General features: G+C 64.9%; 16 protein-coding genes. 1 reads left to right on the forward strand and 15 read right to left on the reverse strand.

Annotation, left to right across the window (positions count from 1 at the left end):
* Nucleotides 1-101: 101 nt before the first annotated feature.
* The 5 genes from acs to DWB23_RS22940 all read right to left on the reverse strand — a co-directional run bounded on the left by acs (nucleotide 102) and on the right by DWB23_RS22940 (nucleotide 4,695).
* Complete coding sequence (acs, locus tag DWB23_RS08120) at nucleotides 102-2,078, reverse strand: acetate--CoA ligase (RefSeq protein WP_121742323.1); 1,977 nt, start codon at nucleotides 2,076-2,078, stop codon at nucleotides 102-104.
* A gap of 334 nt (nucleotides 2,079-2,412) precedes the next feature.
* Nucleotides 2,413-2,907, reverse strand: coding sequence for a universal stress protein (locus DWB23_RS08125; RefSeq protein WP_121742324.1), 495 nt, complete (start codon nucleotides 2,905-2,907; stop codon nucleotides 2,413-2,415).
* Nucleotides 2,908-2,997: 90 nt separating this feature from the next.
* On the reverse strand, nucleotides 2,998-3,429 hold the full coding sequence (locus DWB23_RS08130) for a universal stress protein (RefSeq protein WP_121742325.1): 432 nt from the start codon (nucleotides 3,427-3,429) through the stop codon (nucleotides 2,998-3,000).
* A gap of 112 nt (nucleotides 3,430-3,541) precedes the next feature.
* Nucleotides 3,542-4,543, reverse strand: coding sequence for a magnesium/cobalt transporter CorA (corA, locus tag DWB23_RS08135; protein ID WP_121742326.1), 1,002 nt, complete (start codon nucleotides 4,541-4,543; stop codon nucleotides 3,542-3,544).
* Nucleotides 4,540-4,695 (reverse strand): hypothetical protein, encoded by a 156-nt coding sequence (locus tag DWB23_RS22940; protein WP_162989772.1) that lies wholly within the window; start codon nucleotides 4,693-4,695, stop codon nucleotides 4,540-4,542. Before DWB23_RS22940 ends, corA begins: the two co-directional genes overlap by 4 nt.
* Nucleotides 4,696-4,868: 173 nt before the next feature.
* Here DWB23_RS22940 and DWB23_RS08140 point away from each other — a divergent pair, with 173 nt between their 5' ends.
* Complete coding sequence (locus DWB23_RS08140) at nucleotides 4,869-5,084, forward strand: hypothetical protein (protein ID WP_121742327.1); 216 nt, start codon at nucleotides 4,869-4,871, stop codon at nucleotides 5,082-5,084.
* Nucleotides 5,085-5,140: 56 nt separating this feature from the next.
* Here DWB23_RS08140 and DWB23_RS08145 read toward each other — a convergent pair whose 3' ends face one another.
* From DWB23_RS08145 to DWB23_RS08190, 10 genes are all read right to left on the reverse strand, one after another.
* Nucleotides 5,141-5,620, reverse strand: a complete 480-nt coding sequence (locus DWB23_RS08145; RefSeq protein ID WP_121742328.1) for a hypothetical protein — start codon at nucleotides 5,618-5,620, stop codon at nucleotides 5,141-5,143.
* A gap of 4 nt (nucleotides 5,621-5,624) precedes the next feature.
* Nucleotides 5,625-6,530 (reverse strand): hypothetical protein, encoded by a 906-nt coding sequence (locus DWB23_RS08150; protein WP_121742329.1) that lies wholly within the window; start codon nucleotides 6,528-6,530, stop codon nucleotides 5,625-5,627.
* Between the two features lie 80 nt (nucleotides 6,531-6,610).
* Nucleotides 6,611-7,354 carry a hypothetical protein gene (locus tag DWB23_RS08155; RefSeq protein WP_121742330.1) on the reverse strand — a complete coding sequence of 248 codons (744 nt, stop codon included), beginning with the start codon at nucleotides 7,352-7,354 and terminating at the stop codon, nucleotides 6,611-6,613.
* Between the two features lie 60 nt (nucleotides 7,355-7,414).
* The gene (locus tag DWB23_RS08160; RefSeq protein ID WP_121742331.1) at nucleotides 7,415-7,873 is read right to left on the reverse strand and encodes a hypothetical protein; all 459 of its coding nucleotides are present in this window, start codon (nucleotides 7,871-7,873) and stop codon (nucleotides 7,415-7,417) included.
* A 2-nt stretch (nucleotides 7,874-7,875) separates the two neighbouring features.
* Nucleotides 7,876-8,886, reverse strand: a complete 1,011-nt coding sequence (locus DWB23_RS08165) for a DNA primase (protein ID WP_121742332.1) — start codon at nucleotides 8,884-8,886, stop codon at nucleotides 7,876-7,878.
* A gap of 143 nt (nucleotides 8,887-9,029) precedes the next feature.
* Nucleotides 9,030-10,328, reverse strand: a complete 1,299-nt coding sequence (locus tag DWB23_RS08170) for an outer membrane protein assembly factor BamB family protein (protein WP_121742333.1) — start codon at nucleotides 10,326-10,328, stop codon at nucleotides 9,030-9,032.
* A 2-nt stretch (nucleotides 10,329-10,330) separates the two neighbouring features.
* A complete protein-coding gene (locus DWB23_RS08175) occupies nucleotides 10,331-10,702 on the reverse strand; it encodes a DUF3209 family protein (RefSeq protein WP_121742334.1) in 372 nt (123 codons plus the stop codon).
* A gap of 45 nt (nucleotides 10,703-10,747) precedes the next feature.
* Nucleotides 10,748-11,989, reverse strand: coding sequence for a CbiX/SirB N-terminal domain-containing protein (locus DWB23_RS08180; protein WP_121742335.1), 1,242 nt, complete (start codon nucleotides 11,987-11,989; stop codon nucleotides 10,748-10,750).
* Nucleotides 11,990-12,044: 55 nt separating this feature from the next.
* Nucleotides 12,045-12,794 (reverse strand): cobalamin biosynthesis protein, encoded by a 750-nt coding sequence (locus DWB23_RS08185; RefSeq protein ID WP_121742336.1) that lies wholly within the window; start codon nucleotides 12,792-12,794, stop codon nucleotides 12,045-12,047.
* Nucleotides 12,791-13,057, reverse strand: coding sequence for a ferredoxin (locus tag DWB23_RS08190; protein WP_121742337.1), 267 nt, complete (start codon nucleotides 13,055-13,057; stop codon nucleotides 12,791-12,793). Before DWB23_RS08190 ends, DWB23_RS08185 begins: the two co-directional genes overlap by 4 nt.
* Nucleotides 13,058-13,067 lie beyond the last annotated feature (10 nt).

Consider the following 13,067-nt stretch of genomic DNA (forward strand, 5'->3'; position numbering starts at 1 on the left):
CGGCTACGCACGGTAACGCCGGAACGCGGGAGACCGTGGGCACGATCGCTCTCGATTCCGTTTCGCATTTCTTGAAACTCCGAAATCGATGGTACTACTGGCTACCGATCGTGGATCTCCGCCTGGATCTCGCCGATAATCTCCGGGTTCCGAAGCGCGCTCGTGTCTCCCAGTTCCTCGCCGTTCGCGACGTCCTCGAGCAGGCGGCGCATGATCTTGCCCGAGCGCGTCTTGGGCAGTTCGGGGGTAAAGAGCACCGTGGTCGGTCGAGCGATCGCCCCGATCGACGCCTCGATACTGTCGACGATCGCCTCGCGAACCGCGCCGTCGTCGTCGTAGCCGCTCTCGGTGCTGACGTAAACGCAGACGTCCGTTCCGTTGGTCTCGCTCGAGCGGCCGACGACGGCGGCTTCGGCGACGCCTCCGACGTCGGTGACCGCGCTCTCTATCTCCGTGGTACTCAGTCGCCGTCCGGCGACGTTGATGACGTCGTCGACGCGGCCGAGGACGGTGATGTAGCCGTCCTCGTCGACTCGAGCGGCGTCGCCGCTGAAGTAGCGCCACTCGTCATCGTCGGGGTCGGAAAACCGGTCCCAGTACTCCGTCCGGAAGCGCTCGTCACCGTCGTAGAGCGTTCGGGCCATTCCCGGCCACGGTCGGGCGAGGGTGAGGTAGCCGGACTCGCCGGGATCGACCTCGATTCCGTCGTCGTCGACGATGCGGGCGTCGGTTCCGGGGAGTCCTGGGCCGGCAGCGCCGGGCTTCATCTCGTCGATACCCGGCAGCGTCGAGATCGTCACCGCACCCGTCTCGGTCTGCCACCAGGTGTCGACGACGGGGCAGCGCTCGTCGCCGATGTGTTCGTAGTACCACTGCCACGGGCGCGGACTGATCGGTTCGCCGACCGTCCCGAGTAGCCGGAGCGACGAGAGGTCGTGGCGCTCCGGATACTTCGCTCCCCACTTCATGAAGGCTCGGACGGCCGTCGGAGCCGTATAGAAGATATCGACCGCGTTCCGGTCGACGATCTCCCAGAGCCGATCCCGGTCGGGGTAGTCGGGCGTCCCCTCGTACATTACGGTGGTCGTTCCCAGCGCGAGGGGCCCGTAAACGATGTAGGAGTGACCCGTGATCCAGCCGATGTCGGCCGCACACCAGTAGGTGTCCTCGGGTTTGACGTCGAGGACGGCGTGGGTCGTCCAGGCGGCGTGGGCGAGGTAGCCACCGGTCGTGTGAACGACGCCTTTCGGCTCGCCCGTGGTGCCCGAGGTGTACATCAGGAACAACATGTCCTCGGCGTCTCTCGGGACGGGATCGACGGTCTCGCCCCCGAACGTCTCGAGCAGATCGTGGTAGTCGTGCTCGTCGTCCCCGAGAACGTGGGGCAGATCATCGCCCAGTCGGTCGACGACGACGGTTCGAACGTCCTGGTCGAGTTTGAGCTGGGCGTTGTCCGCCTTGCTCTTCTGGTTGAAGGCGTCGCCGCGGCGGTAGTAGCCGTCGCAGGTGAGCAGGAACTCGCTGTCGGCGGCGTCCATCCGCGTCGCCAGCGCGTCGGCGGAGAGCCCCGCGAAAACGACGCTGTGTGGGGCTCCGATCCGGGCACACGCCAGCATCGCGATCGGCAGTTCCGGAATCATCGGGAGGTAGATCGTCACGACGTCGTCCTCCTCGACGCCCAGGTCCCGCAACGCCGCGGCGAACTCGTTGACCGCGACGTAGAGGTCCCGGTAGGTGTAGGTCTCGCGCTCGCCGTGTTTGCCCTCCCAGCGGATCGCCGTGTGGGTCTTGCGCCCCGCCTCGAGGTGGCGATCGAGGCAGTTGGCGGACGCGTTCAGGGACCCGTCGCTAAACCACCGGTAGAAGGGCGCGTCGTCGTCCTCGAGGACGGTCTCGTAGGGCCGATCCCACGAGAGCAAGTCGGCTGCACGCTCCCAGCACTCGGGCCACTGCTCCTCGAACGTCTCGTAGATCCCCGGATCCGTGACGTTTGCCTGCTCGACGAACGACGACGGAGGGCTGTGGGGCGATCCGGTGAGAACGGGACGGTCGCGTCCCCACCCATTCCGATCGACCATATCTCGTTTGAATCGATGGCAGTCAGATGAATAAACGTTCCTCCGTATGATGATTACAAGATGACAAGTAGTGATACAAACTCGCAACGGAACTGAAGGAACTGTCGATGGCGACGCCGCCGATGATTCCCGAAGCCGGTGCCGGTCCAGAACCGGTCGGATGGCTGAACGGACGATCGTCGCCGTCGTCGTCGCTCGAGAATCGGATCGTCGACGGGACCGCGTCATCCGCGGACGTCAGCCGGAAAATCTGTTCGTCGCGTCGGCCTCAACCGGTCGCCGCTGGCGACCCCTCCCCGCTCTCGTCAGTGGGCGGTGAGCGCACCGAGTTCGATCACTCGATCGTCGAGTCGATGTCCGAGATATCCTCGGGGGCCGCCGCTTCTCCGGGCTCGCGAACGACGTACACGTCGTAGCGATGGTCGTTAGCGACCGGACTGCCGACGCTCGACTGCGGTGCGATCACCGAGCCGGCGTTCTCCGAGCCGATGAACACGACCGACGCCTCGAGTTCACCCGCGATGCGTCTGATCTCGCGAACGACGTTCGTCGTCGAGGTCGCGGTCGGTTCGTCGGAGCTGACGCGTCTGGTTCGGAAGGTCGCCTCCGGCGCGACCGTCTCGGCTCGTTGCTGTATTCCCGCTTCGATCGCGTCGGCGTCGAACGGTTCTCCCCGTGTGATCCAGCCCCGATCCCTCGCGTACTCGGCGTCGTCAGGAATCACCGTCAGCACGACGACCTCTTCGTCGAGCAGGTCGCCGAACGTCGAGGCCTTCTCGAGCGCTTTCCGTGCCAACCTCGAGCCGTCGAAGGGGACGAGTAGCGTCATACCAGTATCTCACACGACAGTCGAAGTAAATGTTCGGCCTCCGGCGGCCGATAGCACTGTCGCGTCCAGCCGACGGTATCGCGTCCGATCTCACCGGTCGTTCCCGGCGATCAGAACCGGTCGGGTCGCGGATCTGACGATCCGATCGATCGTGCTCCCGAGGATCGCCCCCTGAAACGACGACCGTCCGCGAGCGCCGATCACGATCGCGTCCACATCAGTCTCGGCCGCGTACGCGAGAATCTCTTCGGCGGGGACGCCCGACCGAACCGCCGTCTCGAACGTCACCCCGGCGTCGTCGGCTGCATCCTCGACCGCTCCGAGCGTCGTCTCCGCTCGCTCTCGTTGCCGTCGTGTTACCTCCTCGGGATCGACGATCGCGTTGTCGTACTCGGTTCGGCTCTCGAGGACGGCGATCCCGTAGAGCGTCGCGTCGAACCGTCGGGCGAGTTCAATCGCGTGGGCGGTGGCCTCAGTCGCCGCCTCGCTCCCGTCCGTCGCGACGAGAATCGACTCGTACATGCGCGTTAGTAGCTGACGACGGCACAAAGTCCTACGCCTCACGAGTCCCGGCGAAAGCCGTGGTGAGAAACCGTTGGGATCGTCGAACAACTCCCCTCCGATACCCGTCCGGTCAGAGCCACCCTTCGCGCCAAAAATAGCCGAGCAAGAGCGCGGCCACGGCGGCCATTCCGAGCATCGTCGCCGGGTATCCGAACGTCCAGCCGAGTTCGGGCATGTTGTACGGGCTTCCATCGAAGTTCATCCCGTAGACGCCCACGACGAACGTCAGCGGGAGGACGATCGTTGCGACCACAGTCAGTTTCTTCATCACCTCGTTCGTCGACATGGCGAGCGTGTTGAGGTAGACGTCCCGCGATCCGGTCGCGAGATCCCGATAGGTCTCCGTGAGTTCGACCAGTTCGACGATTTCTTCGTACGCGTCTCGGTAGTACTTCCGCGTTTTTTCGTGCACGTGACCGACGTCACCGAGCGCCAGTATCGCGATCGCCTCTCGAGTCGGCCAGAGCAACCGTCGAAAGGCGAGCAGATCGTATCGAACGTCGTTGATCTCGTGGAGCGTCGCTTCCGAGGGGTCGTCGATCACCGCCGCTTCGATGCGCTCGAGCCGCCTTTCGATGTCGTCGATGACGTCGAAGTACTCCTCGACGAGTTCCGTGACGATACGGTACGCGAGAAAGTCGACTCCGCGTTCGTGGACGGAAGCGTGACCGTGGTCGCGGGCGACTGACGTGCGGACGGTCTCGACGGCGTCGACGGGGTCGGCCGCGTACGTCACCAGCCAGTTCGAACCGAAAAACAGCCCGAGGGTCGTTCCCCGCAGATCGTCAGTCGGGTCGCTCGTAGCGACCCCGGATTCGATACTGTTCACGCGAACGAGCGTGTAGTCGTCGAACTCCTCGACTTTGGTTCGGCCGCCGACCGCGACGTCGTCGACCGAGAGCGAGTGGATGTCGAAGGCGTCAGCGAGTTGGTGAAGATCGCTCGCGGTGCCATCGGTCGCGTCGATCCACGTGAGATCGCTCGAGTCGCGGAGCGTCGTCAGGTCCGCGCTGCGTTCTACGGTCGTCGTTCGGACCGTCCCGTCTCGCCGTCCGACCACCACGTCCATCATTCGACACGCACCCCGATCGCGAGCAGGGTCACGCCGATCATGAGTACGGTAATCGAGAACGATCGACCCGGATACGCGACTTCGGTTCCGAGACCGTATCCGACCAGCCCGAGACACGTAGCCGCGAGGCCGACCGCGAACCGTCGATTCATACGGATCCCACACCGTTCCGAGAAAAAAGCGTTCAGGGTGGTACGCCGGCGTCGAGGGTCGCTTGAGGTGGACGATCGAAACGTGCTTCGAAGTGATCACGCAGCCGTCGTGCGACCGGGCTGACAACGACCTTCAACGGCTACTATATGCGTCGCGGTCCGTAGGGACGGGTATGACGGAGGACGTTCCGGTAACTCGGCGTGACCTGCTCATCCTCGCGGGTGTCTCGATCGGCGGTGGGACCATCATCGCGTCGTTGCTACTGTCTCCAGCGCTCTCCCCACAGTTTATCAACGCCATTTTCGTCGGGACGATGACGCTGGCGTTCTTCCTGTTTATTCCGGTGATGGGTACGCGACTGTTCATCGACGACTGGAGGGAGGAGTAACGTCGATTTCGCCCTGCTCCGATAGTCGAAACCGATAGCGGACGGCGTTTCTCACGTCACTCATCGGCGGCCGATTCTCGAGCGCCGACGACGGCGACGACGTTCCGAACGTAGCGCATGCTCGTCGCGATCGACATGATGCCGTCCATCAGCGCCTGCTGACTGGCTCCGTCCGGATAGATCCGGTACTCGACTTGCACCGTCTCCGCACGCCGAAGCTGACAGGACTCTCCGTCCGGATCGAGAAACGTGTAGAAACCCGGCGTCGCCGCCAGCATCGGCCCGACGTACTCGAGGAGTTCGCCGCGCCGCTGATCGTCTCGAAGCAAATCCTTCGTCCGCTCGGTATCGAACCCGCTCCGACCGACGATTCGAACGGGGCCGAACTCGTCTTCTTTGATCACGTGGACCGGAAGCTGTGAGAGTTCGACCTGCACGTTGAACTCGGTGTCCTCGTCGGAATGGGTCGTCACGCGACGGATCGCCGTCTCGTCCAGCCAGTGGCGGACCTGCGTCTCGCTAATGTGTCTTGTCATCTGATCAGTGTTTGTCGGGCATCGTCGAATACCGCGCAGTGCCTTTCATATCCGCGCGTTCCGAGGGTGGTGGTGCCATCGTCGAGTAGTGGGTCACGCCGGCAGTTGCGGTGCCGCGGTCCCGATCACCGCCGAGTCCGCCCCCGATCAATCCGTCGTCTTCCTCCTCGTCAGCTTCCGCGTCGGCCGGTTCCACATCGCCGCCCTCGTCGGGTTCATCCGTCGTCCCGTCATCGCTTCCGACGGCACCGGCACTCGCCTCCTCGAGTCGCTGCTGGAGCCCCTCGAGATCGTCACCGACCCCCTCGAACGAGGACTCCGCCGCCGACCGTAGCTTGTCGCCGAGGTCGGCCGTCTCGCCCGCCGTGTCAGCGTCGGAGTCGCCCTCGGCCGTCTCTTCGCCGTCGTCGCTCTCGATGACGTCGCCGAGTCCGGTGGCCTCACTGACTGTTTCGGCGGCCGACGCGACCGCCTCTCGAGCGCCGCCGTCGCCGTCGCTTCCGGACTCGTCCGCCTTAGAACCGTTCGACTCAGCGCCGTCGGCGACCGACTCCCGTAACCGGCCGGTCGCGTCCTCGAGAGCGCGTTCGTCGTCCCGTTCGGCGAGTTTCGAGAGCTTCAACAGTCGCTGGAGGTCCTCGACTTGCTCCGGATCGCCCCGAGAAATCGCCGCCGGAATCGAGTCCGGTTCGGTGCCGTCCGGCAACGTATCTAGGCCGAGCGCCTCGAGCAGTTCGTCCGGCTCCGCGTCCTCGAGCAATTCGCTCGCCCGTCGAGCGGTCTCGATGAGGTCCGTCCGGGCCGACTCGGTGTCTGCGTCGTCCGATTCGGTCGTGGCGGCGAGCGACCTACTGGATGCGTCGGCGTCACCGAGTACCTCGCGTATCTGTTCGTGTAGTTTCTGGCTCATTTGTGATCCCCGTTGTCACCGCGGTAGCGTCCTCGAACCCCGATTCTCGAGTGTTACCCCGGGATGGCGATCCGATTCGGTTACTCCGCTTCCGCTTCCGCCTCCGATTCCTCGTCCGCCACCGTCTCGATGATCTCTTCGGTCATCTCTTCCCGGCTGAGATTCGCCTTCACGCCGACGTCCTTGGCGACCGACTGCAGATCCTGGTAGGACATCACGCCGAGGAAATCCTCGAGGGTATCCGCTCGGAGGTCCTCGATGTCCGCAGCCGACGGCTCGGTCTCCTCGTCCGATTCGTTCTCGTCCGTATCCTCGGCCTCGGACTCCGTCTCGTCGCCGTCGGCGTCATCGGCGTCCTCCTCGTCGCTCGCTTCGTCTTCGGCTTCACGTTCCGCGTCGTCCGAATCTCCCTCGTCTTCGGCATCTGACTCCTCCGCGTCGCCCTCGTCTTCATCGCCCTCGAGAAGCCCCTCGAGGCTGCTTCCTTCGGTAACGTTCTGGGCCAGCGACTGGACTGACTCCTTGGCTTCGTTGTCCTCGACCGTTTGCCTGACGGCGTCGCGGATCGCCGTCGCGAGATCCGACCGTATCTCCGTGCGGTCTTTCCCCGCCTCGATCCCGTCCGAGATCGTCTCGTGGATCGCACGACCGATCGCGGCACCCAGTTCGCGACCGACCTGTTCGCCGAACTCGCGGCCGACCGCGGCACCGACTTCGCCGCCGTCGATGCTGTCCTCGATGCTTCCGTCGCCGAGCATATCGGCCACGTCGATCTGATCGCTCACCTCCTGGGATACCAGCTCTTTCAGCCCGGACTCACTCATCGCGCTCACCTCGAGGCGGAATTGGCGACCCGTCGTCGGAGGTCGGACTTTGCGACATGGTTATTCCTCCGCGTCTTCGTCTTCTCTCTCGTCGTCTCCGTTCTCGGACTCCGCCTCGTCCGATTCCTCCTCCGCGTCGTCGCCTGTCTCGTCTTCGTCCTCGCTCTCGGCTTCGTCGGCGTCTTCTTCGGTTTCCTCGTCGGCATCGGACTCTTCCGACTCCTCGTCCGCCGCTTCATCTGCATCGCCTCCTTCGTCCGCAGAGTCCTCGGCCTTTTCCTCCTCGTCGGTCCCGAACAGTTCGTCGACGACCATATCGCCCACCGTCCGCCCGATGGACTCGCCGACCTTCCGTCCGACGAGCGCGCCGATCTGGCCGCCGAGCACTTCCCCGAGCGGTTGGTCTCCGTCGATCTCGTCTTCCCACTGGGTTCCCTCGATCAGGTCGTCGACGTCGATGTTCTCGGTGATCTTTTCGTAATCGATGCGCTGCGTGACTGATTGGGATTCTTCACTCATGCTTAGGCTGCCTCCTGGGATGTCGCGTCCGACTGCTCGCTCGATCCGTCCTGCTCTCCGTCCGGTTCTAACTGCTCGATCAACTGTTTGATCACCTGACTGACGACCGCCGCTACGAGATCTTCGATCGGGAAGCCCGGAATGAGCCCTAGCAGCTTCTCTTTCAGCCAGCTACCGGCGGCGGAGATCCGGCCGGGGGACTCATCGGCCGCTTCGTCGTCCGCGTCTTCCGTCTCGGACTCGTCGTCCGCCCCCTCCTCGGCCTCCGCTTCGTCACCCTCGTCGGGAGCTTCTTCGCTCTCTCCACCGCCGATACCCAGAAGCTTGCTGAGCAGTTCCTTCGGCTTGCTCACCAGACCGCTGAGGAGTTCTTTCGGTTTCTCGAGCAGTCCGCCGAGCATCTCTTTTGCCTTCCCCGGAAGGCTCTTGAGCACCTCCAGTGGCTTCTTCAGCAGTGACGTTACCTTGTCCAGCACGGCGCTGGGGCCATCCAGCAGCCCCGTCACCGCGGACAACAGGTTCCCGAGCAGGTTGTTTTCGCCCGGACGGGCCGAGACGTCGAGCGTAACCGGGTTCAGGTTCACCTCGAGGCCGAGCACGTCGAGGAACAGCCCGTCGAGATCGAGGTGGAGGACGCCGGACGCGTCGTCGCCCTCGTACACGTCTTCGGCGTCGTCGGCGTGACCCTCTTCGCGGTCGTCTTCGGCGAGATCACCGGTGTCGTCTCGTCCCTCCTCCCCATCCTCAGCGTCGTCCTCGACATCCGCTTCTTCAGCCTCCTCTCCCTCGTTCTCGGATTCTTCCGCGTCGTCTCCGGACGCTTCGTCAGCTTCGGATGCCGATTCCTCGTCCTCGTCGCTTTCCTCGGACAGCTCCGCCTGACCGCCGTCAGTCAGCACCCTGCGGTCCGTTCGATCCGCTTGCTCGCCGTCGTGACGATGGCTCGAGGAGTCTCCGATTGCTACGGAATCAGAACATTCCTCGGAGCCATCATCTCCTAGTCCCGTTGTCATTATACGCGAAAAACGACGAGAGTTAGCGTTGTGGTAATTGCCCTTGCGTGTGCGACTATCGCGGGACCGGACACTCGAGACCGAACGACGCCGCGGACGACGGAGCAGAGAAGCCGCTCGAACCGAGCCGACTGCGGAGTTCGTTACTCGAGCGAGGCGACGTGCAGGGCGTACTCGCCGCGCGTCCGGCCGTCGTCGTGGTACGCTACGGGTTCTTCGATCGCAGCGAGTGAACCACGGTCGACAGCGCCGCCGGTCGCGATTCCCTCGGTGCGTTCGGTTCCGATCGGGCCGGACTCGAGGTCAAACCGCCGAACGGCGTGCGTCTCGGGGTCGCGAACGCGGAAGTTCTGGGCGCAGGGCGTCGCGATCGTATCGCCGGCGGCGGCGAGTCCGTGAACGAAGCCCCGAACCTCGTCATCCCAGAGCAGTTCACCGTCGGCATCGATATCGAAAGCCGCGATCCGATGTTCGTTCGGGTGCCGTCCCTCGGTCTCGCGACCCTCGACGGCGTACGTGTTGCCGGTGACGAACGCGACCCGCCCGTCGTTCGCGTAGGCGTGGTTCGGGTAGGCGTACAGCGTCTCGCCGCCGATATCCGTCTCGACGGCGAGGTCGACGCGCCACCGCTCGGCACCGCCGGGACCGAGCAGGTAGCCGCGTTTGTCGCCGTGACTCGAGACCGCGATCGAGTCGCCGTCGAACGAGACGTCGCCGACGCGTCGGTCGCCTTCGGTACCGGGATCCCAGGTCCACTCGAGGTCGCCGCTCTCGGCCTCGAGAACGACCAGTCCGGTGTCGTGGTCGCCCGTACAGCGGTTGTAACCGACCGCGAGGCGCTCGCCCTCGTCGTCCGACTCGATCGCGATCGGCGACGCGTCGGTCTCGTACGTCCAGCGAAGCGAGCCGTCGGGATCGAAGGCGTAGACGGTGCTGTGCCACCGGCGGATCTCGCCGTCGCGCTCGTACCGTCTCGCTGCGGCGTACAGCGTCTCACCGTCGGTATCGGTCTCGAGTCCGACGACGTACGGACGGTAGAAGATGGTCTCTTTGACCGCCGCGCCGAGATCCGCGACCGTGTCGTAGCGCCAGCGCTGTTCGCCGGTTTCGCCATCGTAGGCCGCGATGGTTCCTGTCTCGCCGCGGCCGGCGACGACGACCGTCGCCGCGACTCCGTCGTTCTCACCGTCGCCATCGCCACTATCGAGCGTCTCGATTCCGACCGCGTGATCCGGATGATCGACCGTCCAGCGGGACTCGAGCGAGTCGATACTGCGAGCGGTCACCGTTCCGTCCCACTCGCCCGTGACGACGAGGTCGTCGGCGACGTGGACCGCAGAGCGGGTCCACATGTGTCGGCTGCGAGCCGCCTCGATATCGCCGAGCGGGGCGGATCGAAACTCGAGTTCGCGCTCGCGGTCGGGTTCAGCAGTTCCAGCCATGCTTACTCTTCAACGGGGAACGTTTCGTGGAGCAGGTCGTGGGACTCGCCCAGTCCGTCGACGATGCTCTCGCCCTGTGCGGTCAGTCGCTGTACCGTCCGCTCGGCGTTGCGAACCTCGAGCAGCCGTCCCTTGGTGTAGTTGTACTCCGGGTCATCGCCGTCCATCGCGGCGACCGTCTCCTCTAAGTCGACCAGCGCAGCGTCGAGGTGGCGTTCGATCGCCGCGAGACTCTCGGCCTCGACGAGGGCTTCGATCGGGCCTTCGAGGTGGCCCTCGAGTTCCTTCTCCGCGTGGTCGCGGGCGTGTTGGTCCCCGACGCCGAGGACGTTCATCAATCCGAGTCGTAGCGCTTCGATTTCGTGGCAGCTCATGTGTGGTTCTGTAATCGCAGTTCGCGTTTCTAGGCTGTTCGTCCCTCAGAGCGTCTGATCGACGAGATCGCTCACGATTCGATTCCGATCTAGGTGATCGGCGACGATCCGCTCTGCGTCTCCGTCCGCGACGCCGCCGTACCAGATCCCGTCGGGGTAGACGGCGACCATCGGGCCGTCGCCGCAGCGGCCGAGGCACGACGACCGCGTGATTCGGGCGTCGCAGTGGTCCGAATCGCGGGCCTCCTGGCGAAGCCGCTCGAGCACCGCGGGCGACCCCATCTCGGCGCAGGTTCGATTCGTACACACCGCGACGTGCTTTGCGGGCGCGTCGTGCGTGTGCGGTTCGTCGTCGACGTCCTCGCGATCAGCGTGGGTCTCCCGATGGGCCAGCGCCCGAAGCATCGCCCGCGCGCCGCCGACGTCCTCCTCGTAGCCTTCGAGGTCGACCTTGTACTTACAGGTGTCACAGGACATCTCCACGCTGTCGGTGCGGGCCTCCTGCCAGCGGTCGGCGAAGACGTCGAGCAGCCGCGAGTCCGTGCCGAGGGGACCGCCCGCCAGCGCGTCGACGTACGGGTACTTGTCGTCGAACTCCGCCGTCCAATCGCGCACGCGCTGGGTGAGCACGCCGTCGCCGAGCATGTACGGGAGGACGATCACGGCGTCGGGGCGGTGCTTCGAGAGCCCGTGGAGGTGCTCCTCGAGCGTCGGCTCCGTCACGCCGATGAACGAGGCTTCTACGCGGTCGAACTCCCGACCCTCGTAGAGCAGTCGGGCCAGTTTGTGCACGTCGCCGTTGGCGTCCGGATCGCTCGAGCCGCGGCCGCAGAGCACGACGGCGACGTCGTCCGCCGTGCGGTCGACACCCAGTTCCTGCTCGACAGCGGCCGCCCGGTCGTCCAGCAGGTCGATGATCGCCGGATGAATTCCCAGGTGCGCACCGTTGTTGATCTCGATATCCTGGGTCGCGCGAGCCTGCTCGAGCGCCAGCGGCACGTCGTTTTTGACGTGACTCGCGGCGAACAGCGAGCAGTGGACGACCGTCACCTGCGACGTCAGGGTCGCGAGTTCTGCGAGGGCCGCATCGATCGACGGCTCCGCGAGTTCGAGAAACGCGGCATCGACCGGAATTCGCAGCCGCGACTCGAGGGTGGCGGCCAGTTCCCGCACCTGTTCGTTCGACTTCTCTCGCCGGGAGCCGTGACCCACCAGCAGGACGGCCTCGTCGTCGAAGGCAGCGTGGGGTGCGGACGCGGGCTCGTCGGTGTTATCGGGTGTGCTCATTGTCGGGTACCGGATCGAACGCTGTTCGGTAGCTGTTCGTCAGGAACGCTCTCGTCTACTCGTCGTACGCCTCGGCCTGCTCGAGACTCTTCTCGAGCTTTCGGCGGCGACTGGGCGCGAAGAGGCCGGTTTCCTCGCAGCTCTCGTAGAGCCACGCTCCGAAGTCGGGTGCAGCGGCATCGTCGACGCCGAACCAGTAGCCCCCGGAGGACGTTTCGCCGAGGTCGCCTGTCGACGCGTCCACCGGACAGTCGGCGATCAGTTCCCGTATCAACTCGAGTAACTCCCGCTCCTCGTGGACGAAGGAGACGCCGACGGTACCGCTCGAGGACTTGAAGCAGATGGTCCCACAGCCCTCGAACAGTCCGCGCAGGAGTTCGCGATCGTCGCGTGCGAAGGCCCCGAACCGGTAGTTACCGCGGCCGTCGACGGGGAGACCGAGCGCGCCGTTGCGGCCGAGCGGACCCGCACCGCCGCTTTCGGCGTCAGCGCCTTCGCTACCGCCGATCGACAGCGTGTACTCGTCTTCCGTTCGCGTGATGATCGACAGCGTGTACTCGTCTTCCGTTCGCGTGATGGTTGTGTCGTGTGCGTAGTCTCGAGTAGTCGTCTCGTGCTCTACGCTGCCGCCCGCGATCGCGGCGAGTACCCGTGCGGATTCCTCGTCGTTGGTGACGACCTCGATCCCGTCGTCAGAAACGTCGCCGCTGCCGGCGACGTGGCCCCAGAGGTACGCCGTCGCGGGGTGACCGGCGAGCGGATCAGCGGGAACCGCGATCTCGGCGGCGTTCCGGGTCTCGCTCATTTGCCCACCTCCTCGACGACGATCGCGTCCGTCGGACAGGCCGCCGCGGCCTGTTTCGCTTCGTCGATGCGGTCGTCGTCGAACGTCGCGACGACCCGCTCGTCGGTGTCGGTGACCTCGCCCTCGCAGTCGTAGACGGGATCCGCACCCGGATCGATCGTCGCGAGGGCGTCCTCGCCCTCGACGAACCGCGGGTCGCGGGTCAGACAGGCGAAGATGCCGTCGCAGGCGTCCTTTTCGATCGTGACTTCGTATCGTGACATTGGTGTGTTT

This window comes from Natronorubrum halophilum (assembly GCF_003670115.1).
Classification (GTDB): domain Archaea; phylum Halobacteriota; class Halobacteria; order Halobacteriales; family Natrialbaceae; genus Natronorubrum; species Natronorubrum halophilum.

Bases quoted from the DNA above. Each gene is read 5' to 3' on its own strand.
- DWB23_RS08140 (WP_121742327.1), top strand. From the start codon at position 4,869: ATGACGGAGGACGTTCCGGTAACTCGGCGTGACCTGCTCATCCTCGCG.
- DWB23_RS08170 (WP_121742333.1), bottom strand. From the start codon at position 10,328: ATGGCTGGAACTGCTGAACCCGACCGCGAGCGCGAACTCGAGTTTCGA.
- DWB23_RS08125 (WP_121742324.1), bottom strand. From the start codon at position 2,907: ATGACGCTACTCGTCCCCTTCGACGGCTCGAGGTTGGCACGGAAAGCG.
- DWB23_RS08160 (WP_121742331.1), bottom strand. From the start codon at position 7,873: ATGAGTGAAGAATCCCAATCAGTCACGCAGCGCATCGATTACGAAAAG.
- DWB23_RS08175 (WP_121742334.1), bottom strand. From the start codon at position 10,702: ATGAGCTGCCACGAAATCGAAGCGCTACGACTCGGATTGATGAACGTC.
- DWB23_RS08155 (WP_121742330.1), bottom strand. From the start codon at position 7,354: ATGAGTGAGTCCGGGCTGAAAGAGCTGGTATCCCAGGAGGTGAGCGAT.
- DWB23_RS08185 (WP_121742336.1), bottom strand. From the start codon at position 12,794: ATGAGCGAGACCCGGAACGCCGCCGAGATCGCGGTTCCCGCTGATCCG.
- DWB23_RS08190 (WP_121742337.1), bottom strand. From the start codon at position 13,057: ATGTCACGATACGAAGTCACGATCGAAAAGGACGCCTGCGACGGCATC.
- corA (WP_121742326.1), bottom strand. From the start codon at position 4,543: ATGATGGACGTGGTGGTCGGACGGCGAGACGGGACGGTCCGAACGACG.
- DWB23_RS08145 (WP_121742328.1), bottom strand. From the start codon at position 5,620: ATGACAAGACACATTAGCGAGACGCAGGTCCGCCACTGGCTGGACGAG.
- DWB23_RS08165 (WP_121742332.1), bottom strand. From the start codon at position 8,886: ATGACAACGGGACTAGGAGATGATGGCTCCGAGGAATGTTCTGATTCC.
- DWB23_RS08180 (WP_121742335.1), bottom strand. From the start codon at position 11,989: ATGAGCACACCCGATAACACCGACGAGCCCGCGTCCGCACCCCACGCT.
- acs (WP_121742323.1), bottom strand. From the start codon at position 2,078: ATGGTCGATCGGAATGGGTGGGGACGCGACCGTCCCGTTCTCACCGGA.
- DWB23_RS08150 (WP_121742329.1), bottom strand. From the start codon at position 6,530: ATGAGCCAGAAACTACACGAACAGATACGCGAGGTACTCGGTGACGCC.
- DWB23_RS08130 (WP_121742325.1), bottom strand. From the start codon at position 3,429: ATGTACGAGTCGATTCTCGTCGCGACGGACGGGAGCGAGGCGGCGACT.
- DWB23_RS22940 (WP_162989772.1), bottom strand. From the start codon at position 4,695: ATGAATCGACGGTTCGCGGTCGGCCTCGCGGCTACGTGTCTCGGGCTG.